Source organism: Microvirga lotononidis (assembly GCF_034627025.1).
Lineage (GTDB): Bacteria > Pseudomonadota > Alphaproteobacteria > Rhizobiales > Beijerinckiaceae > Microvirga > Microvirga lotononidis.
The window spans coordinates 4370999-4391739 of sequence record NZ_CP141048.1 but is presented as its reverse complement, the minus strand read 5'-3'; the positions used below and the strand labels follow the sequence as shown (position 1 = coordinate 4391739).

General features: G+C 63.7%; 16 protein-coding genes. All 16 read left to right on the top strand.

Annotation, left to right across the window (positions count from 1 at the left end; all coding sequences use genetic code 11):
* The 16 genes from nuoG to dnaE all read left to right on the top strand — a co-directional run bounded on the left by nuoG (position 1) and on the right by dnaE (position 20720).
* Positions 1-2079 (top strand): NADH-quinone oxidoreductase subunit NuoG, encoded by a 2079-nt coding sequence (gene nuoG / locus U0023_RS20675; RefSeq protein WP_009491122.1) that lies wholly within the window; start codon positions 1-3, stop codon positions 2077-2079.
* Between the two features lie 12 nt (positions 2080-2091).
* Positions 2092-3117, top strand: coding sequence for an NADH-quinone oxidoreductase subunit NuoH (gene nuoH, locus U0023_RS20670; protein ID WP_009491123.1), 1026 nt, complete (start codon positions 2092-2094; stop codon positions 3115-3117).
* Positions 3118-3129: 12 nt separating this feature from the next.
* Positions 3130-3618, top strand: coding sequence for an NADH-quinone oxidoreductase subunit NuoI (gene nuoI, locus U0023_RS20665; protein ID WP_009491124.1), 489 nt, complete (start codon positions 3130-3132; stop codon positions 3616-3618).
* Between the two features lie 226 nt (positions 3619-3844).
* Positions 3845-4459, top strand: a complete 615-nt coding sequence (locus U0023_RS20660; protein WP_009491125.1) for an NADH-quinone oxidoreductase subunit J — start codon at positions 3845-3847, stop codon at positions 4457-4459.
* Between the two features lie 11 nt (positions 4460-4470).
* Positions 4471-4779 carry an NADH-quinone oxidoreductase subunit NuoK gene (gene nuoK, locus U0023_RS20655; protein ID WP_009491126.1) on the top strand — a complete coding sequence of 103 codons (309 nt, stop codon included), beginning with the start codon at positions 4471-4473 and terminating at the stop codon, positions 4777-4779.
* Between the two features lie 86 nt (positions 4780-4865).
* On the top strand, positions 4866-6905 hold the full coding sequence (gene nuoL, locus U0023_RS20650) for an NADH-quinone oxidoreductase subunit L (protein WP_009491127.1): 2040 nt from the start codon (positions 4866-4868) through the stop codon (positions 6903-6905).
* Positions 6905-8416 (top strand): NADH-quinone oxidoreductase subunit M, encoded by a 1512-nt coding sequence (locus U0023_RS20645; RefSeq protein WP_009491128.1) that lies wholly within the window; start codon positions 6905-6907, stop codon positions 8414-8416. Before nuoL ends, U0023_RS20645 begins: the two co-directional genes overlap by 1 nt.
* 7 nt (positions 8417-8423) lie before the next feature.
* Entirely contained in the window at positions 8424-9863 is a 1440-nt protein-coding gene (gene nuoN / locus U0023_RS20640) for an NADH-quinone oxidoreductase subunit NuoN (protein ID WP_009491129.1), read from the top strand.
* Positions 9864-9865: 2 nt separating this feature from the next.
* Entirely contained in the window at positions 9866-10690 is an 825-nt protein-coding gene (locus tag U0023_RS20635) for a biotin--[acetyl-CoA-carboxylase] ligase (RefSeq protein WP_009491130.1), read from the top strand.
* 4 nt (positions 10691-10694) lie between these two features.
* Positions 10695-12368, top strand: a complete 1674-nt coding sequence (locus tag U0023_RS20630) for a ribonuclease J (protein WP_009491131.1) — start codon at positions 10695-10697, stop codon at positions 12366-12368.
* A gap of 21 nt (positions 12369-12389) precedes the next feature.
* Entirely contained in the window at positions 12390-12794 is a 405-nt protein-coding gene (gene mce / locus U0023_RS20625; protein ID WP_009491132.1) for a methylmalonyl-CoA epimerase, read from the top strand.
* 7 nt (positions 12795-12801) lie between these two features.
* Positions 12802-13140 carry a DUF1467 family protein gene (locus U0023_RS20620; RefSeq protein WP_009491133.1) on the top strand — a complete coding sequence of 113 codons (339 nt, stop codon included), beginning with the start codon at positions 12802-12804 and terminating at the stop codon, positions 13138-13140.
* A 392-nt stretch (positions 13141-13532) separates the two neighbouring features.
* Complete coding sequence (gene proS / locus U0023_RS20615; protein WP_009491134.1) at positions 13533-14861, top strand: proline--tRNA ligase; 1329 nt, start codon at positions 13533-13535, stop codon at positions 14859-14861.
* A gap of 6 nt (positions 14862-14867) precedes the next feature.
* Positions 14868-16157 (top strand): lipoprotein-releasing ABC transporter permease subunit, encoded by a 1290-nt coding sequence (locus U0023_RS20610; RefSeq protein ID WP_009491135.1) that lies wholly within the window; start codon positions 14868-14870, stop codon positions 16155-16157.
* A 2-nt stretch (positions 16158-16159) separates the two neighbouring features.
* Positions 16160-16855: an ABC transporter ATP-binding protein gene (locus tag U0023_RS20605; RefSeq protein WP_009491136.1), complete on the top strand. Its 696-nt coding sequence runs from the start codon at positions 16160-16162 to the stop codon at positions 16853-16855.
* 391 nt (positions 16856-17246) lie between these two features.
* Positions 17247-20720 (top strand): DNA polymerase III subunit alpha, encoded by a 3474-nt coding sequence (gene dnaE / locus U0023_RS20600; protein ID WP_009491138.1) that lies wholly within the window; start codon positions 17247-17249, stop codon positions 20718-20720.
* Positions 20721-20741: the final 21 nt, after the last annotated feature.

Here is a 20741-nt window from a genome sequence, read left to right as displayed (position 1 = left end):
ATGGCGAAAATCATCGTTGATGGCGTCGAGGTCGACGTCCCCGCGGAATACACCCTGCTCCAGGCCGCCGAAGCGGCGGGGGCGGAAATTCCGCGCTTCTGCTACCACGAGCGGCTCTCGATCGCCGGCAATTGCCGCATGTGCCTCGTCGAGGTGAAGGGCGCGCCGAAGCCGGTGGCGTCCTGCGCCTGGGGCGTGCGCGACTGCCGTCCGGGCCCGAACGGCGAGCCGCCGGAAATCTCGACCAAGTCGCCGACCGTGAAGAAGGCGCGGGAAGGGGTGATGGAGTTCCTCCTCATCAACCACCCGCTCGACTGCCCGATCTGCGACCAGGGCGGCCAGTGCGACCTCCAGGACCAGGCCATGGCCTACGGCGTCGACACCAGCCGCTATCATGAGAACAAGCGCGCGGTGACCGACAAGTATCTCGGCCCGTTGGTGCGCACCTCCATGAACCGGTGCATCCACTGCACCCGCTGCGTGCGCTTCTCCGCCGAAGTGGCCGGCGTGCCGGATCTCGGCGCCATCTGGCGCGGCGAGGACATGGAGATCACGAGCTATCTCGAGCGGGCCCTGGGCTCCGAGCTGCAGGCCAACGTGGCGGACCTCTGCCCGGTCGGCGCGCTCACCCACAAGCCGGAAGCCTTCCATTTCCGTCCCTGGGAGCTCACCAAGACCGATTCCATCGACGTGATGGACGCGGTCGGCTCGTCGATCCGCGTCGATTCCCGTGGCCGCGAGGTCATGCGCGTCCTGCCGCGCGTGAACGAGGCGGTGAACGAGGAGTGGATCACGGACAAGACCCGCCAGATCGTGGACGGCCTGCGCCTGCAGCGTCTCGACCGGCCCTTCGTACGCGAGAACGGCCGCCTTCGCCCCGCCACCTGGCAGGAGGCCTTCGCGACCATCGCCGTCCGCGTGAAGGGCGCCGATCCGAAGCGCATCGGCGCCATCGTGGGCGATCTCGCTGCCGTCGAGGAGATGTATGCCCTGAAGCTCCTTATGGAGAGCCTCGGCGTCACAAACATCGATGCTCGCCAGGACGGCACCGTGCTGACGCCCGTCTACGGGCGCGGCTCCTACCTCTTCAACACCACGATCGCGGGCATCGAGGATGCGGACGCGATCCTGATCGTCGGGGCGAACCCGCGCATCGAGGCTTCGCTCGTCAATGTGCGCATCCGCAAGCGCTGGCGCATGGCTCCGCCGCCGATCGCCCTGATCGGCGAGCATGCCGACCTGACCTATCCCTACGACTATCTCGGCGCCGGCCCCGAGACGCTGGCCGAACTGACCGGCGGCCGCCACAGCTTCATCGAGAAGCTGCGTGCCGCCGAGCGTCCGCTGATCATCGTCGGGCAAGGCGCTCTCTCGCGTCCGGATGGTCTGGCCGTTCTCTCGGCTGTGGCGCAGCTCGCTCGCGACGTTGGCGCCGTGAAGGACGGCTGGAACGGCTTCTCGGTGCTGCACACCGCCGCTTCCCGCGTCGGCGCGCTCGACCTCGGCCTCGTGCCGGGCGAGTGGGGCCTCGATTCGCGGACCATGGCGCAGGGCGAAGTGGACGTGCTGTTCAACCTCGGCGCCGACGAGATCGACATCGCCCCCGGGGCCTTCGTGATCTACCAGGGCACCCACGGCGACCGCGGCGCACACCGCGCCGACGTGATCCTGCCCGGAGCGACCTACACGGAGAAGTCCGGCACCTACGTGAACACGGAAGGACGGGTCCAGCTTGCCAACCGGGCGGCCTTCGCACCCGGCGAGGCCCGCGAGGACTGGGCCATCCTGCGCGCCCTTTCGGACGTGCTGGGCCACCGTCTGCCCTTCGACTCGCTGAATGCGCTCCGGGCCAAGCTCTATGCCCATTACCCGCACTTCGCGGCCATCGACATGGTCCAGCCGGCCGACGGCTTCGCGGCCGTCCAGGCCTTGGCGGGGATCGGCGGCGCTCCCGGACGCGAGCCGTTCGTGAGCCCGGTGAAGGACTTCTATCTGACGAACCCGATTGCCCGCGCCTCCGGCGTCATGGCCGAGTGCTCCGCGCTCGCCCGTGAGCTGAAGCTCGAGGCGGCTGAGTAAGAGGAACGGATCATGGAATTTGGAGATATCCTCCTCGCAGTCGCGATCATGCTGGGCAAGAGCCTGCTCATGCTGGTGGCGCTTCTCATCTTCATCGCCTATGCACTCTATGCCGACCGCAAGGTCTGGGCGGCGGTCCAGCTTCGCCGCGGCCCGAACGTGGTCGGTCCCTGGGGCCTGCTCCAGTCCTTCGCCGACCTCTTGAAGTTCGTCCTGAAGGAGCCGGTCATCCCGGCCCCGGCCAACAAGGGCATGTTCCTGCTGGCCCCCCTGGTGATGTGCACCCTGTCGCTCGCCGCCTGGGCGGTCATTCCGCTCAACGCGGGCTGGGCGATCGCCGACATCAACGTGGGCATTCTCTACATCTTCGCGATCTCGTCGCTCGGCGTCTACGGCGTCATTATGGGCGGCTGGGCGTCGAACTCGAAGTACCCGTTCCTCGGAGCCCTGCGCTCCGCCGCCCAGATGGTGTCCTACGAGGTTTCCATCGGCTTCGTCATCGTGACGGTGCTCATGTGCGCGGGAACGCTGAACCTCTCGGCCATCGTCGAGTCGCAGAACACCCGCCTGGGCATACTCGGCTGGTACTGGCTGCCGCTCTTCCCGATGTTCGTGGTGTTCTTCATTTCGGCCATGGCCGAGACGAACCGTCCTCCCTTCGACCTTCCGGAAGCCGAATCCGAGCTCGTGGCCGGCTACATGGTGGAATATTCCTCCACGCCGTACCTGCTCTTCATGCTCGGCGAGTACGTGGCCATCATGACCATGTGCGCGCTCGGCACGATCCTGTTCCTCGGCGGGTGGCTGTCGCCGATCCCGTTCGCGCCCTTCACCTGGGTGCCCGGCGTGATCTGGTTCGTGCTCAAGGCAAGCTTCCTGTTCATCCTCATCGCCATGGTGAAAGCCCTGGTGCCACGCTACCGCTACGATCAGCTCATGCGCCTCGGCTGGAAGGTCTTCCTGCCGCTCTCCCTGGCGATGGTCGTCATCGTGGCGGCTGTCCTGATGGCGACCGGCAATGCGCCGGGCGTCCGCTAAAGGAGATCGGCCATGCAGCTCGACCGCATTGCCCAGTCCCTCCTGCTGAAGGAGTTCATCTCGGGCTTCGTCCTGACGGTGAAGTACTTCTTCAAGCCGAAGGCCACGCTCAACTACCCCTTCGAAATGGGCCATCGCGGACCTCGCTTCCGCGGCGAGCACGCCCTGCGCCGCTACCCCAACGGGGAAGAGCGCTGCATCGCGTGCAAGCTCTGCGAGGCCATCTGCCCGGCCCAGGCCATCACCATCGAAGCCGGCCCCCGGCGCAACGACGGCACCCGCCGGACGACGCGCTACGACATCGACATGGTGAAGTGCATCTATTGCGGCATGTGCCAGGAGGCCTGCCCGGTTGACGCCATCGTAGAAGGCCCGAACTTCGAGTTCTCCGTGGAGACCCGCGAGGAGCTCTATTACGACAAGGCCAAGCTTCTCGAGAACGGGGAGCGCTGGGAGCGGGAAATCGCGCGCAACATCGCGAAGACGGCACCCTACCGGTAAGTGAAGCATTTTTCCGGTGAAGCGGATCCCGGTTCGCCTCGGAAAATGCGGACAAGGAGTTGGAGCTGATCCTGCGAAGCAGGTCAGCTCCGGGCTTTCTGCCCGACAGGGCAGGGGGCAAGCAGGTCCGGCGGGTTGTGCCCGTCGGATTCGGATTTTATAGACAGGCCGCCGGATTCTCCGGAGCCACGTCGGAAGGGGCCGCCTCGGGCGGCTTAAGCTGAACATGACGGTTACCGCCGCCTTCTTCTATCTGTTCGCGACGATCACGATCGCCTCCGGCTTCATGGTGATTGCCTCCCGCAATCCCGTTCAGTCGGTGCTGTTTCTCATTCTGGCCTTCGTCAATGCGGCAGGCCTCTTCCTGATGATGGGAGCCGAGTTCCTGGCGATGATCCTGGTCATCGTCTATGTGGGCGCGGTCGCGGTGCTGTTCCTCTTCGTCGTGATGATGCTCGACGTGGACTTCGCGGCGCTCCGCCAGGGCTTCCTGCAATACCTGCCCATCGGCGGAGTGATCGGCGTGATCTTCCTGCTCGAGCTGATCCTGGTCGTCGGCGCCTATTCGATCGATCCGGGCCTCGTCCGCTCGCCGGCCGTTCCGATCCCGTCGCCCGAGGTCATGACCAACACCGAGGCCCTCGGCCAGGTGCTCTACACCCGGTACTTCTATTTCTTCCAGGCCGCCGGCCTGATCCTGCTGGTTGCGATGATCGGCGCCATCGTGCTGACCCTGCGCGAGCGTGTCGGCGTGCGGCGCCAGGATATTTCCAAGCAGAACGCCCGGACGCAGGAAACCGCCGTCGAGGTGCGGAAGGTTCCCTTCCGCCAGGGCATCTAAGGAGGCACGCAATGGTTATCGGACTGGGTCATTATCTCACCGTCGCCGCCGTGCTCTTCACGCTCGGGGTCTTCGGCATCTTCATCAACCGGAAGAACGTGATCGTCATCCTGATGTCCGTCGAGCTGATCCTGCTCGCCGTGAACATCAACATGGTCGCCTTCTCGACCCACCTGAACGACATCGTCGGCCAAATCTTCGCCATGCTGATCCTCACGGTCGCGGCGGCGGAGGCGGCTATCGGCCTTGCCATTCTGGTGGTCTTCTTCCGCAACCGCGGCACCATCGCGGTCGAGGACGTCAACAGGTTGAGGGGCTAGGCATGATTCAGAAAAGTGGCAACCGGTTTTCTGAACAAGATCATGCCTCGGCCGTGAGCCCGATCGGACTGGCGAAGTAATCGAACATGTATCACGCAATCGTCTTCCTGCCGCTCGTCGGCTTCCTCATCGCAGGCATCTTCGGACGCGTCCTCGGCGCCCGTCCGAGCGAGATCGTGACCACGGCCCTTCTGTTCGTGGCGGCGGTTCTCTCGTGGGTGTCCTTCATCCATGTGGGCTTCGGCGATGAGCCGATGATCCGCGTGCAGATCGCCCAGTGGATGTCCGTGGGCGACCTCCAGGTCGATTGGGCGTTCCGGATCGACACGCTGACGGCCATGATGCTGGTGGTGGTCAACACGGTGTCGGCGCTCGTGCACCTGTATTCCATCGGCTACATGCACGAGGACCCGCACCGTCCGCGCTTCTTCGCCTACCTGTCGCTCTTCACCTTCGCCATGCTCATGCTGGTGACCGCGGACAACCTCGTCCAGATGTTCTTCGGCTGGGAAGGCGTGGGCCTCGCGAGCTACCTGCTGATCGGTTTCTGGTACCAGAAGGACTCGGCAAATGCGGCGGCCATGAAGGCCTTCATCGTCAACCGCGTCGGCGATTTCGGGTTCCTGCTCGGCATCTTCACGATCTTCGTCCTGTTCAACGGCGTCACCTTCGACCAGATCTTCCCGCGCGTGGCCGAGTTCGCCGACGCCAAGTTCCATTTTCTCGGGATCGAATGGCACGCCCTGACCATCGCCTGCCTGCTGCTCTTCATGGGTGCGATGGGTAAGTCGGCGCAGTTCCTGCTGCACACCTGGCTTCCGGACGCGATGGAAGGCCCGACCCCGGTTTCCGCGCTCATCCATGCCGCCACCATGGTGACGGCCGGCGTGTTCATGGTGGCCCGCCTGTCGCCCGTCTTCGAGTACGCTCCTGCGGCGCTCACGGTCGTCACCGTGATCGGCGGCATCACGGCCTTCTTCGCTGCGACGGTCGGCCTCGTTCAGAACGACATCAAGCGGGTCATCGCCTATTCGACCTGCTCGCAGCTCGGCTACATGTTCGTCGGCCTTGGCGTCGGCGCATACGGGGCCGGCGTATTCCACCTGTTCACGCACGCCTTCTTCAAGGCTCTGCTGTTCCTTGGCGCCGGCTCGGTCATCCACGCCATGCACCATGAGCAGGATATCCGGCACATGGGAGCGCTCCGCCGCTACATCCCGTTCACCACGGCGATGATGGCGATCGGTACGCTGGCCCTTACCGGCTTCCCGTTCACGGCAGGCTACTACTCCAAGGACGCGATCATCGAGGCGGCCTATGCGGCCCATTCGTCGGCGGGCTCCTTCGCCTTCCTGGCAACGGTCGTGGCGGCCTTCATGACGTCGTTCTACTCCTGGCGTCTGTTCTTCCTGACCTTCGAGGGCAGCGCACGCTGGGGACACCACGACCATCATGCCCATGCGCCGCATGATCATGAGGGCGTGGAGCATGACGATCACAACCGGGATGTGGAACCTGCGACCCATGCCCAGCACGAGCATGGCCATCACGGCTCGCACATGCCGCACGAGAGCCCGCTCGTGATGCTGCTGCCGCTCCTTGTGCTCGCCATCGGGGCGGTTGTGGCCGGCTTCGTCTTCCATGGCGCCTTCATCGGCGAGGGCTACCAGGAATTCTGGAAGGGGGCTCTGTTCACCCGTCCGGAGAACGAGATCCTGGAGACGATGCACCATCTCCCGGGATGGGTGCCGCTGCTGCCCACGATCATGATGATCCTCGGCTTCCTCGTCGCTGTGTACATGTACATCATCGACAACAAGCAGCCGGCGAAGCTCGCGGCCGATCACCCGATCCTGTACCGCTTCCTCCTGAACAAGTGGTACTTCGACGAGCTGTACGATGCGATCTTCGTGCGGCCCGCCATGGCCATCGGGCGCTTCTTCTGGCGCACGGGCGACCAGCGGATCATCGACGGGCTCGGGCCTGACGGCATCTCCGCCCGCGTACTCGACGTGACGCGCGGCGTGGTGCGGGTTCAGACCGGCTACGTCTACCACTATGCCTTCGCGATGCTGATCGGCGTTGCCGCTCTCGTGACCTTCTATCTCTTCAGGGGAGCCCACTAATGCTCGGCTTCGGCATCCTCTCCGGCCTTCTCATCCTTCCTCTCGTCGGAGCGGCCTTCATCCTGACCCTGCGCGGCGACAGCGAGGCTGCTCGTTCGAACGCGCGCTGGGCCGCCCTTGCCACGACGATTGCGACCTTCCTTCTGTCGCTCGTGGCCTGGGCCCGTTTCGACATCACCTCGGCGTCGTTCCAGCTGGTGGAAAGCCATGCCTGGCTCACCGATACGATCCGCTTCAAGCTGGGCGTCGACGGCTTCTCCATGCCGCTCGTCCTGCTCACCACGTTCCTGATGCCGTTCTGCATCCTGGCTTCGTGGGATTCGATCGAAACCCGTGTGAAGGAATACTTCGTCGCCTTCCTCGTGCTCGAAACGACGATGATCGGCGTCTTCTGCGCGCTCGACCTCGTGCTGTTCTACCTGTTCTTCGAGGCGGGCCTCATCCCGATGTTCCTCATCATCGGCATCTGGGGCGGCAAGCGGCGCATCTACGCGAGCTTCAAGTTCTTCCTGTACACGCTGCTCGGCTCCGTCCTGATGCTGCTGGCCATCATGGCCATGTACTGGACCGCCGGCACGACCGACATTCCGACGCTGCTAGCCTACAAGTTCGCGTCGAACCTGCAGATCTGGCTCTGGCTGGCGTTCTTTGCCTCCTTCGCGGTGAAGATGCCCATGTGGCCGGTCCATACCTGGCTTCCGGACGCGCACGTGGAGGCGCCGACTGCAGGCTCGGTGATTCTGGCAGGCGTCCTCCTGAAGATGGGCGGCTACGGCTTCGTCCGAGTGTCGCTTCCCATGTTCCCGGACGCGTCGCTCTATTTCGCCCCGCTGGTCTATGCCCTGTCCGTCATCGCGATCATCTACACCTCGCTGGTCGCCCTGATGCAGGAGGACATCAAGAAGCTCATCGCCTATTCCTCAGTGGCGCATATGGGCTTCGTGACCATGGGCCTGTTCAGCATGAACGAGCAGGGCATCCAGGGGGCCATGTTCACCATGATCTCCCACGGTCTCGTGTCGGGCGCGCTCTTCCTGTGCGTCGGCGTGATCTACGACCGGATGCACACCCGCGAGATCAAGGCCTATGGCGGGCTGGTGAACCGGATGCCGCTCTATGCGGTGGTCTTCCTCATCCTGACCATGGCGAACGTGGCGCTGCCCGGCACCTCCGGCTTCATCGGCGAGTTCCTGACGCTTATGGGAGCCTTCCGGTCCAACACCTGGGTCGCCTTCTTCGCCACGAGCGGCGTGATCCTCTCGGCTGCCTATGCGCTCTGGCTGTATAGGCGCGTGGTCTACGGACCGCTCGACAAGCCGGCTCTCCAGGGCATCAAGGACCTGAACCGTCGCGAGATCATCACCTTCGCGCCGCTCATCCTGCTCATCATCTATTACGGCGTGCAGCCCGGCCCGATCCTCGATGCCTTCGCGGCTCCGACGGATGCGCTCATGACCAGCGTCCAGGCTGCGCTCGCCACCGTGAAAACGGCCGCTGTCGCCGCACACTGAGGTTCCGATGAATCCCGCCCTCACCATTCCAGCTTTCGGTCCGATGCTGCCAGAGATCCTCATGGCAGTCGGCGTCCTCGTCCTGGTTCTGTTCGGCGCCTTCCGCGGCGAGCGTCCCGGTTACGGCATGAGCATCATCGCGCTGGCGCTTCTCGCCGTCACCTTCGTGGCGGTTCTGATGTTGCCCGGCGAGCGGGTCGAGACCATGGCCGGCTCCTTCGTGATCGACGGCTTCGCCAAGTTCATGAAGGCGCTGACGCTCCTGGCCTCGGCCGGAGGCATCATTCTCTCCCTGGACTATATGCGCCGCGAAGGGATCTATCGCTTCGAATACCCGATCCTGATCATCCTCTCGACCATCGGCATGATGATGGTCATTTCGGCCAATGATCTGATCGCCCTCTATCTCGGCCTCGAGCTGCTCAGCCTCTCGTCCTATGTGATCGCGGCCTTCGACCGTGACAATGCGCGCTCGACCGAGGCCGGCCTGAAGTACTTCGTGCTCGGCGCGCTCTCCTCGGGCATGCTGCTCTACGGCGCTTCGCTGGTCTACGGCTTCGCAGGCAGCGTGTCCTTCCCGGTCATCGCCACGGTTCTGCAGGGCAACGTGGGCATCGGTGCCATCGTCGGCCTCGTCTTCGTTACCGCCGGCATCGCCTTCAAGATCTCTGCCGTGCCGTTCCACATGTGGACGCCGGACGTCTACGAAGGTTCGCCCACGCCCGTGACGGCCTTCTTCGCCGCGGCTCCCAAGATGGCCGGCATGGCGATGGCCACCCGCGTCTTCATCGATTGCTTCCCGGGCATCCTGGTCCAGTGGCAGCAGATCATCGTCTTCATCTCGATCGCCTCGATGGCGCTCGGCTCCTTCGCGGCCATCGGCCAGCGTAACCTCAAGCGCCTGATGGCGTATTCCTCCATCGGCAACGTGGGTTACGCGTTGATCGGCCTTGCCGCCGGCACGCCCGAGGGCATCCAGGGCGTCGTCATCTACATGGCGATCTACCTGGCCATGACGCTCGGCACCTTCGCGGTCATTCTCGGCATGCGCCGAGGCAACGTGATGTTCGAGTCGATCGACGACCTCTCGGGTCTCGCCCGCACCCATCCGGCCCTGGCGTTCTGCCTGGCGATGATGATGTTCTCGCTGGCCGGCATTCCGCCCCTGGCAGGCTTCTTCGCCAAGTTCTACGTCTTCGCCGCCGCGATCCAGGCCAACCTGGTGGCGCTGGCCGTGATCGGCGTCGTGACGAGCGTGGTCGGCGCTTATTACTACCTGCGCATCGTGAAGGTCATGTACTTCGATGCGCCGGTCGAGCGGTTCGAGCGCATGTCTCCGGGCGTGAGCTTCGTTCTCGCGGTGTCGAGCGCCGTCGTGCTGCTGTTCTGGCTGGTGCCGGCTCCCATCGTCAACGCAGCGGGCGCCGCAGCGCGCTCCTTGTTCTGATCGTGCATCTGTCGCCTGAGACCGAGGCCGCCGGCTATCGGCTCCTCTCGCTCGAGGCGACGGGCTCGACGAACGACGACGCCCTCCAGGCTGCACGGGCCGGTGATCCAGGGCAGCTCTGGATCACCGCCGCCGAGCAACTCGCGGGCAGGGGGCGGCATGGTCGGCAATGGTCGTCGCCTCCGGGCAACCTCTATGCCAGCCTGCTTCTGATCGATCCCTGCGACATGCCCGCCGCTCCGCAGCTCGGTTTCGTCGCCGGGCTCGCGTTGCACGAGGCCGTCGAGGCTGTGACCGGGATAGGCGCGCCGCGCCTGTCGTTGAAGTGGCCGAACGATCTGCTGCTCGATGGTGCCAAGCTGTCCGGCCTCCTGCTGGAGGGGCACCGTCTTCAGCCTAACGGCCCGCTCGCCATCGTGATCGGCTTCGGGGTCAACGTGACTTTCGCCCCCACAGGCACACCATACCCTGCGACCACGCTGCAAGCCGTCAAGCCAGATCTGGAGAGAGGCGAGGTTCTCCGTGCCTTGTCCTCCGCCTTCGCGCGGACGTTCTCGGCATGGCGCACATCGTCGAGGATGAATGCGTCGGATCCCTTCGGCGCCATACGTCGGCTCTGGCTGGAGCGTGCCGCCGGACTCGGGCAGGAGGTGACGCTCCGCTTGCCCTCGGGCGAGAAGAAGGGAACCTTCGACGGTCTCGACAGGTTCGGACGCTTGCAGTTGAAAAGCCCGGACGGCTCGGAACTCATTGATGCAGGCGACCTTTATTTTCCCAATTTGCTGCACGATATAGCCAAGCCTGATGCGGGCTCGAAAAGGTTTTGATTTGATGGCTTCCAACCAGGATGAATTGGTCTTTCTCCCTCTTGGAGGGCTCGGCGAAATCGGCATGAACGCCGCGCTCTACGGTTTTGGGCCCGAGGCGGAACGGCAGTGGATTCTGGTCGATTGCGGCATGGGCTTCGGCGGTGAGGAGAACCTGCCTGGCATCGACCTCGTTTATCCCGATCTTCGCTTCATCGAGGAAGAACGCCACAACCTGCTGGGGATCTTCATCACCCATGCCCACGAGGATCATATCGGCGCGCTCGTCGAGATGTGGCCGAGGCTCCGGGCCCCGGTCTACGCGACCAAGTTCGCCATCGGTCTTTTGGAAACACGCCGTCTTTCCGAAGCCGACGCGCCGAAGGTCGATCTCAACGAGATCGTGCCTGGGCAGCGCCTGAAGCTCGGTCCATTCGACATCGAGTATGTTCCCGTCGCCCACTCGATCCCGGAATCGAATGCCCTCGCGATCCGCACTCCGCAGGGCCTCGTGGTTCATACGGGCGACTGGAAGCTCGACAATACGCCCTATCTCGGAAGCCTCACGTCCGAGGAGGCCTTCCGGGCCTTGGGCGACGAGGGGGTGCTGGCGCTCGTCTGCGATTCCACCAACGTGGTCCGTGAAGGCACGAGCCCGAGCGAATCCGATGTTGCCCGGAATCTGGCTCAGCTGATCAAGGATTCGCCGTACCGCGTGGCTGTCACGACATTTGCGTCGAACGTTGCCCGCATCCGGTCGATCGCGGAAGCCGCTCGCGAGTGCGGCCGCGATGTGGTGGTCGTCGGACGTGCCATGGACAGGGTCGTCGACGTGGCGAAGGAATGCGGCTATCTCGAGGGCCTGCCCGAGTTCCGCTCCACGGAGAATTTCGGCTACATTCCTCGCGACAAGATCGTCGCGATCCTGACGGGCTCCCAGGGCGAACCCCGCGCGGCGCTTGCCCGGATCGCTCAGGACGAGCATCCGGATATCGCGCTATCATCAGGGGACCGGGTCATCTTTTCCTCGCGCGCCATCCCAGGCAACGAGAAGGCGGTCGGGTCGATCATCAACAGTCTGATCGAGCAGGGCATCGAGGTCATCACCGACCGCACGGAACTTGTTCACGTCTCCGGCCATCCGCGCCGTGGCGAGCTGGAGCAGATGTACCGCTGGACCCGGCCGCGCATCGCTATTCCGGCCCATGGCGAGCCATTGCACCTGAGCGAGCACGCGAAATTCGCCCGCGCCCAAGGGGTGCCCGAGGTGGTCCGCGCGAAGAACGGGACCCTGGTGCGCCTTGCACCCGGTCCGGCCGAAATCGTCGACAATGTTCCGGCGGGCCGGCTTTACCGCGACGGCAATATCGTCATCGGGGCAGGCGAGCGAGCTCTGCCGGAGCGCCGCAAGCTGGCCTTCGCCGGGATCGTCACCGTGGCCATCGCCATCGATGACCGCGGCGAACTCGTCGGCGACCCAGTGATCGACGCGATGGGCCTGCCCGACAAGAATCGGGAGGGGCGTGACCTGACGGACATCATTGCCGACACGGTGGGCGATCTGCTCGACAGCTTGCCGAAGGCCAAGCGGCGGGATCCGGATGCGGTGGAGAACGCCGTACATCGGGCGGTCCGCGCGGCGGTGAACCAGGAATGGGGCAAGAAGCCGGCGTGCCACGTCCTCGTCATCGAGGCGTGAGGCCTGAATAGGGAAGATCCGATGATCGGACGTCTGAACCATGTCGCCATTGCGGTGCCCGATATCGCGGCCGCTGCCGAGATGTACCGCAAGACGCTAGGGGCCCAGGTCTCGGCACCGGAGGCATTGGAGGAGCATGGCGTCACGGTCGTGTTCATCACCCTGCCCAACACGAAGATCGAATTGCTGGAGCCCTTGGGAGGAGAATCGCCCGTCGCCCGTTTCCTGGAGAGGAATCCGGACGGCGGTATGCACCATATCTGCTATGAGGTGGATGATATCCTCGCAGCGAGGGACCGGCTTGTGAATTCCGGGGCAAGGGTGCTCGGGTCCATGGAGCCGCGGATCGGAGCCCATGGAAAGCCTGTGCTTTTCCTGCATCCCAAGGATTTCAACGGCACCCTCATCGAGCTCGAGCAAGCCTGAGGATAAGGTGTTGATAAGCGTTGTAAAAAACCTAGCGGGATCGTTCTGGTCGACGATTGCCATCGTGGTGATCATCTCGGCGATCGCAGTCGCCATCAGCGTCGGCGCTTTTGGCCTCCGGGTGAGTGGAGGCTTGGCGCTTTACTTCGTGATTTGGTGGGTCCTGCTCTTCGCCGTCCTGCCCTTCGGCATCCGCAGCCAAGCTGAAACGGGCGAGGTCGTCCACGGGAGCGAGCCCGGGGCGCCGGCGCTCCCGGCCCTGCGTGAAAAAGCGATCTGGACGACGCTGGTAGCATCCGTCGTTCTGGTCATCGCCGCCGCAGTCTTTCCCCTGGCAGGGCTCTGAACGAAAGCAGAAGCGGGGAGACAAAAAAGAAAAGCAAGGCTTTCGCCTTGCCTAAACTGCCTTTTGGCAATTTTTGATCCCTGGCTTTCTCAGACCAGCGCCTCCTGGCGCTTGGGGACCTTGTTCCTCCCGAAACTCGGACCGTAGCCTCAGACCTTTGAAGGTCCAAGACGTTAGGGTTTCGTTTATAGTCACCTTGTTCCCCGGTGTCACCTTTTGTAGGCAGGCCCTGATGCATTTTTCGGCATTTCTTGTATTGATCTTTGGTCTAATCCATCTCGCCGCAGGCCCGTTCAGGCGATGACAGCTTGTCTTTTGGCCGGCGCCTGTGTTGTGTGCTGGAAGCGAGTCGCTACCTATTTCCATATTCGATCGAGACCCAAAGGCGCCCTATGCGTTTGAGCCGCTACTTCCTCCCCATTCTCCGTGAGACGCCGAAAGAGGCGGAGATCGTGTCTCACCGCCTGATGCTGCGCGCCGGCATGATCCGCCAGGAAGCGGCGGGGATCTATGCCTGGCTGCCGCTCGGCTTGAAGGTGCTCAACAAGGTCAATGCCATCGTCCGCGAGGAGCAGAACCGTTCCGGCGCGATCGAGCTTCTCATGCCCACGATCCAGTCGGCGGACCTGTGGCGGGAATCCGGCCGCTATGATGCCTATGGCAAGGAGATGCTGCGCATCCAGGACCGGCATGACCGCGACATGCTCTTCGGCCCGACGAACGAGGAGATGGTGACGGAGATCTTCCGCGGCTATGTGCGCTCCTACAAGGATCTGCCGCTGAACCTTTACCATATCCAGTGGAAATTCCGCGACGAGGTGCGCCCGCGCTTCGGCGTCATGCGCTCACGCGAGTTCCTGATGAAGGACGCCTATTCCTTCGATCTGGACCAGGCCGGCGCCGTGCATTCCTACAACAAGATGTTCGTGGCCTATCTTCGCACCTTCTCCCGCATGGGACTGAAGGCGATCCCTATGCGCGCCGACACCGGTCCTATCGGTGGGAATTTGAGCCACGAGTTCATCATCCTGGCTTCCACGGGTGAAAGCGAGGTCTTCTGCCACGCGGATTACCTGAACTTCGACATTCCCCCGGCCGATACGAATTTCGATGACGTTGCCGGCCTTCAGAGCACCGTCGACAAGTGGACGTCGCTTTATGCTGCCACGTCCGAGATGCACGACGAGGCTGCGTTCAACGCCGTCTCGGAGGACAAGAAGATGTCCGCCCGCGGCATCGAGGTCGGACACATCTTCTACTTCGGCACCAAGTATTCCGAGCCCATGGGCGCGAAGGTCATGGGGCCCGACGGGCAGGAGAAGCCTGTCCATATGGGCTCCTACGGCATCGGCCCGAGCCGCCTCATCGCGGCCATCATCGAGGCGAGCCATGACGAGAATGGGATCATCTGGCCGGAAGCGGTCGCTCCCTTCGACGTGGCGGTCCTGAACCTGAAGATCGGAGACGCGGCAACCGACGCCGCATCGGAGCGGCTCTATCGCGAGCTGGGAGCTGCGGGCCGCGATGTTCTCTATGACGACCGGGACGAGCGTCCCGGCGGCAAGTTCGCCACCGCCGATCTCATCGGCGTCCCGTGGCAGATCCTGGTCGGACCGAAGGGGCTTGCCGAAGGCAAGGTGGAGTTGAAGAATCGCGCCACCGGAGATCGCGAGCATCTTGCGCTCGACGACGTGGTCGCTCGGCTTACGATTCGTAAATAGGCGCTTATGGCCAAGGAAAGAGAAGCCAGGACGATCCGGACGGGCACGAGGCCGTTTTCGCTCTTCGAGTGGATGCTTGCCGGGCGCTACCTGCGCACGCGGCGGCGGGAGGGCTTCGTCTCGGTCATTGCGGGCTTCTCCTTCCTCGGCATCATGCTCGGTGTGGCCACGTTGATCGTGGTGCTTTCGGTCATGAACGGCTTCCGCAAGGAGTTGCTCGACAAGATCGTCGGCATCAACGGCCACATCTTCGTGGCGCCTCTCGAGAGCCCGCTCACCGACTACCCGGAGGTCGCGGCCCGCATTGCGGCTGTGCCGGGGGTTAAGCGGGCGATTCCGCTCGTGGAGGGGCAGGCCTTCGGCTCATCTCAGTACAACGGCAGCGGTATCCTCGTGCGCGGCATTCGTGCGGAGGACCTGCGCAAGATCGAGCATATTGCGGGCAACATCCGCCAGGGTACGCTCGAGAACTTCGAGGACGGCGAGGGAGTCGCTATCGGGCGTCGTCTCGCAGATGCACTTTCGCTCCAGGCCGGCGATACCCTTACAATCATCACGCCGCGCGGAGCCTCGACTCCTTTCGGCACGGCGCCAAGGGTGAAGGGGTACCCGGTCAAGGCGATCTTCGAGATTGGCATGTCGGAGTTCGATTCGACCTTCGTGTTCATGCCCCTGACCGAGGCGCAAAACTACTTCAACCGCCAGAACGACGTGCAGCTCATCGAAGTCTATCTCGATAACGCCGATCGGGTCGACGAGGCCCGTGTCGCGATCGACGAGGCGGCGGGACGCCCGATCCTCATGACCGACTGGCGCCAGCGCAACCGAACGTTCTTCGGAGCGCTCGAGGTGGAACGGAACGTCATGTTCCTCATCCTCACGCTTATCGTGCTGGTGGCGGCGCTCAACATCATCTCCGGGCTCATCATGCTCGTGAAGGACAAGTCGGAGGATATCGCGATCCTGCGCACCATGGGGGCGACCCGAGGTGCCATCATGCGGGTCTTCCTCATCACGGGCGCGTCGATCGGGGTCGTCGGCACCATCGCGGGGTTCGGCCTCGGGCTGCTGCTCGCGCTCAACGTCGAGACGATCCGCGACGTCATTTCCCGGCTGACCAACACCAACCTCTTTCCGGCGGAGCTTTATTTCCTGAGCCGCCTGCCGGCGGAGGTGAACCCGACCGAAGTCACGACCATTCTCATCATGGCGATGGTGCTGTCGCTTCTGGCGACCCTCTATCCCTCCTGGCGGGCCGCGAAGCTCGATCCGGTTGAAGCGTTGCGTTACGGATAAGTATGTCGCCGACTCAAGCCCAACCCGCCCTGTATCTCTCCAAGGTCGAACGCCGTTATCCGCAAGGGGACAGCTTCCTCGAAGTGCTGCGCGGCGCCGATCTCGCGATCTGGCCGGGTGAAATCGTGGCGCTCATCGCACCGTCCGGCACGGGCAAGTCGACCCTGCTACACCTCGCGGGATTGCTTGAGAGACCCGATGGAGGCGAGGTCTTCGTCGGGTCGAAGCAGACCGCCGCCATGAACGATCCGGAGCGCACCCGCATCCGGCGGGAGGAACTCGGTTTCGTCTACCAGTTCCACCACCTCCTGCCGGAGTTCTCGGCCCTCGAGAACGTGGTGATCCCGCAGCTCATCCGCGGCCTGTCGAAGGCGGAAGCTCAGGATCGCGGGACCCAGCTTCTGACATTCTTAGGGTTGGGCAAGCGCCTCGATCACCGCCCCGGTGAACTCTCCGGCGGAGAGCAGCAGCGCGTCGCCATCGCCCGCGCGGTTGCCAATGCGCCGCGTTTGCTGCTCGCCGACGAGCCGACCGGGAATCTCGATCCCAACACGGCCGACCGCGTCTTCCAGACGCTCGTGGCCATCGTGCGCGCATCGAAGCTCGCGGCCCTGATCGCGACGCACAACCTGGAGCTCGCAGCGCGCATGGATCGGCGTGTGACGATCCGCGACGGGCTGATCGTCCAGCTGCCTTAAAGGCTTCTCTTCAGAACTGAGCCTGCAACAGCGTGTGTAGCGCGTGTGAAGTCGCGCGCCCGCGCATTTTAAGGTTTTGTTGACTCCGCCCCAACTCCGGACCCTGCACACACTTTACACAGAACATCCAATGAACAAAGATGAACATATTGGGAACACGGAGAACACACCATGCTTCGCTTCATCCTTGAGACCACCGCCGAAATCGCTTCGCTGGCAATCTTCGGCTCTGCCGTGGCAATCTGGGCTCTGGTCCTTTCTCCCATTGCTTGATACCGGGATCCACAACAACTCACCGGGATTCACAGGAACATTGTCCTTGTGGCCGGAGGTTAGGCTTCCTTAGACCAGAATCGTGCCACTATGCGTGCCGTTTGCTGAGTAGAATTTCATGGCGCGCATTCTTCACGATATCGGTTTCGTCCATCTGCATGTCCATTCCTCGTACTCGTTGCTCGAGGGGGCGCTGAAGGTCGCGCAACTGGCCAAACTCGCCGCGGCGGATAAGCAGCCGGCCCTCGCACTCACTGACACCAACAATCTCTTCGGTGCCCTGGAGTTTTCCGAGAAGCTCGCGGGTTCCGGCATCCAGCCCATAGCGGGCGTTCAGCTGTCCGTCTGCTTCGAGGAGCCGGATCCGGTTGCCCGCGTGGTGCCGCAGCCGTCGAACATCGTGCTGCTCGCGCAGAACGAGGAGGGTTATCGCAACCTCATGCGTCTCGTGAGCCACGCCTATTTCGGCGTGCCTCTGGGCGAGGATCCGCGCGTGATGGCGCCGGTGCTCTCGGCTCACAGCGAGGGGCTGATCGCCCTGACAGGCGGTTTCTCGGGGCCCCTCGATTGCGCCCTGCGCAACGGGGCGCGTCAGGACTTGGCGCAGGCCCGGCTTGATCTCTTGAAGAACGCCTTCGGCCACCAGCTCTATGTCGAGATCCAGCGCCATAGCCTCGAGGACCAGCGCCTGATCGAAGGAGAGTTGCTCGCGCTGGCGGATCGAAACGGGCTGCCCATCGTGGCGGCAAACGAACCCTTCTTCCCGTCGTCCAAGGACTACGAGGCGCACGACGCTCTGCTCGCCATCGCCGAAGGGCAGATCGTCTCGAATCCGGATCGCCGCCGTCTGTCGCCGGAGCATCACTTCAAGACGCGCCAGCAGATGATGGAGCTGTTCGCGGATCTCCCTGACGCGCTCCAGGCCAGCGTCGAGATCGCCATGCGCTGCGCCACGCGCGTGAGAACCCGCAAGCCCATCCTGCCGAATTTCGGAACCGGTCCCGATGCGGCTGCGCTGGACGAGGGCGAGGAGCTGAAGCGGCAGGCGGAAGAGGGGCTCGAGAAGCGCCTCGCCGCTCATGGTCCCGCGCCGGGCTTGACCGAGCAGGATTACCGCGACCGGCTCGCCTATGAGATCGGCATCATCCGGAACATGAAGTTCCCGGGTTACTTCCTGATCGTGTCCGACTTCATCAAGTGGGCGAAGGATCACAACATTCCGGTGGGGCCGGGCCGTGGCTCGGGTGCGGGCTCGCTCGTCGCCTATGCGCTCACCATCACCGATCTCGATCCTCTGCGGTTTGCTCTGCTCTTCGAGCGCTTCCTCAACCCGGAACGCGTCTCGATGCCGGACTTCGATATCGACTTCTGCGTCGAGGGGCGCGAGCGCGTCATCGAATACGTGCAGCAGCGCTACGGCGAGGAGCAGGTCGCTCAGATCATCACCTTCGGTACGCTGCTCGCCCGTGGCGTGATCCGCGACGTCGGCCGCGTGCTCGAAATGCCTTACGGCCAGGTCGACAAGCTCACCAAGCTCGTGCCGCAGAACCCGGCCAATCCGGTGACGCTCGCGCAGGCCATCGAGGGCGAGCCGAAGCTGCAGGCGGCCATCGACGAGGAACCGGTCGTCAAGCGAATGCTCGACATCGCGCAGAAGCTCGAAGGCCTGCACCGGCACGCCTCGACCCACGCCGCTGGCGTGGTGATCGGCGACCGTCCCCTCCAGGAACTGGTGCCGCTCTACCGAGACCCGAAGACCGGGATGCGCGTGACCCAGTTCAACATGAAATGGGTCGAGCAGGCGGGCCTGGTGAAGTTCGACTTTCTGGGCCTCAAGACTCTTACCGTTCTGCGCACGGCGGTCGATCTCATTCGCCGAAAGGGCATCGAGGTCGACCTTTCGGCTCTGCCGCTCGACGATCGCAAAACCTACGAGATGCTTCGGCGCGGCGAGACGGTCGGCGTGTTCCAGGTGGAATCGGCGGGCATGCGAAAAGCGCTCGTCGAGATGGAGACCGACCGCTTCGAGGACATCATCGCCCTCGTGGCACTCTACCGTCCGGGCCCGATGGCGAACATCCCGGTCTATTGCGCACGCAAGCTCGGCAAGGACGAGCACAACAAGAAGGACTGGTACCCCCACGACAAGCTGGAGCCGATCCTGCGCGAGACCTTCGGTATCATCGTGTACCAGGAGCAGGTGATGGAGGTGGCGAAGGTCCTCTCCGGATACTCGCTCGGCGACGCCGACCTTCTGCGCCGCGCCATGGGTAAGAAGATCAAGGCCGAGATGGACGCGCAGCGCGAGCGCTTCGTCTCCGGCGCGAAGGAGGGCGGCCTCGACAAGGGGAAGTCGAACGAGATCTTCGACCTGCTCGCCAAGTTCGCAGATTACGGCTTCAACAAGAGCCACGCGGCAGCCTACGCGCTGGTCGCGTTCCAGACGGCCTATCTGAAAGCCAATCATGCGGTCGAGTTCCTCGCCGCATCGATGACCCTCGATCTCGACAACACCGACAAGCTGTCGGAATTCCGACGCGAGGCTCAACGCCTCGGCTTCAAGGTCATCCCGCCGTCGATCAACCGTTCCGGCGTCGTCTTCGACGTGCAGTACGATCAGGAGGGCAAGGGGCAGATTCTGTATGCTCTTGCGGCCGTGAAAGGCGTTGGTCGGCAGGCCATCGAGGCCGTGGTCGAGGCGAGGGGCGACGAGCCCTTCAAGGATCTCGCCGACTTCGCCCGGCGCATCAATCCGAAAGCCATCAACAAGCGCACGCTCGAAAACCTCATCGCGGCCGGCGCCTTCGACGAACTGGAGCCGGACCGCGCGAAGGCTTGCGCATCCATCGACGCGATGATGAGCCTCGCCCAGCAATCGCATGAGGCGGCCAATGGCGGCATGATGGACATGTTCGGCGGCGTCGCCGCGGCCGGCGTGCAGCTGCGGATCGGACCCTACGAGCCCTGGCCCTCCGCCGAGAGGCTGCAGCGGGAATACGACGCCATCGGGTTCTTCCTCTCAGGCCATCCGCTCGACGAATACGGCGATCTTCTCAAGAAACTCCGCGTCCAGACCTGGATGGAGTTCTGCCGTTCTGTAAGGGCGGGCAATTCCGTGGGGCGCGTCGCCGCCACCATCCTCGACCGGCAGGAGCGCCGGACCAAGACCGGCAACAAGATGGGCATCCTCACCCTGTCGGATCAGACCGGACAGTTCGAGGCCATCATCTTCTCCGAGGGGCTCCAGCGCCTGCGCGACGTTCTCGAACCCGGATCCGCCGTGGTCCTGATGCTCCAGGCCGGTCTCGAAGGCGAAGAGGTGAGGGCGCGGATCGGCATGGCCGAGCCCCTGGACGAGGCCGTCGCCAAGCACCAGAAGAGCATGCGGATCTTCCTGCGCGACGAGCGGCCGATCACGAGCGTCTTTGAGCGCCTCAAGGCCCGGGGCGAGGGGGAGGTTTCCCTCGTCCTGATCCTCGACGACGGCGACCGGGAGGTCGAAGTCAAGCTCCCCGGCAAGTACATGGCCACCCCCCAGATCGCCGGTGCTCTCCGCGCGGTGCCGGGGGTCGTGGACGTCCACGTGAACTGAGCCATTCCCGCTTTCACCTAG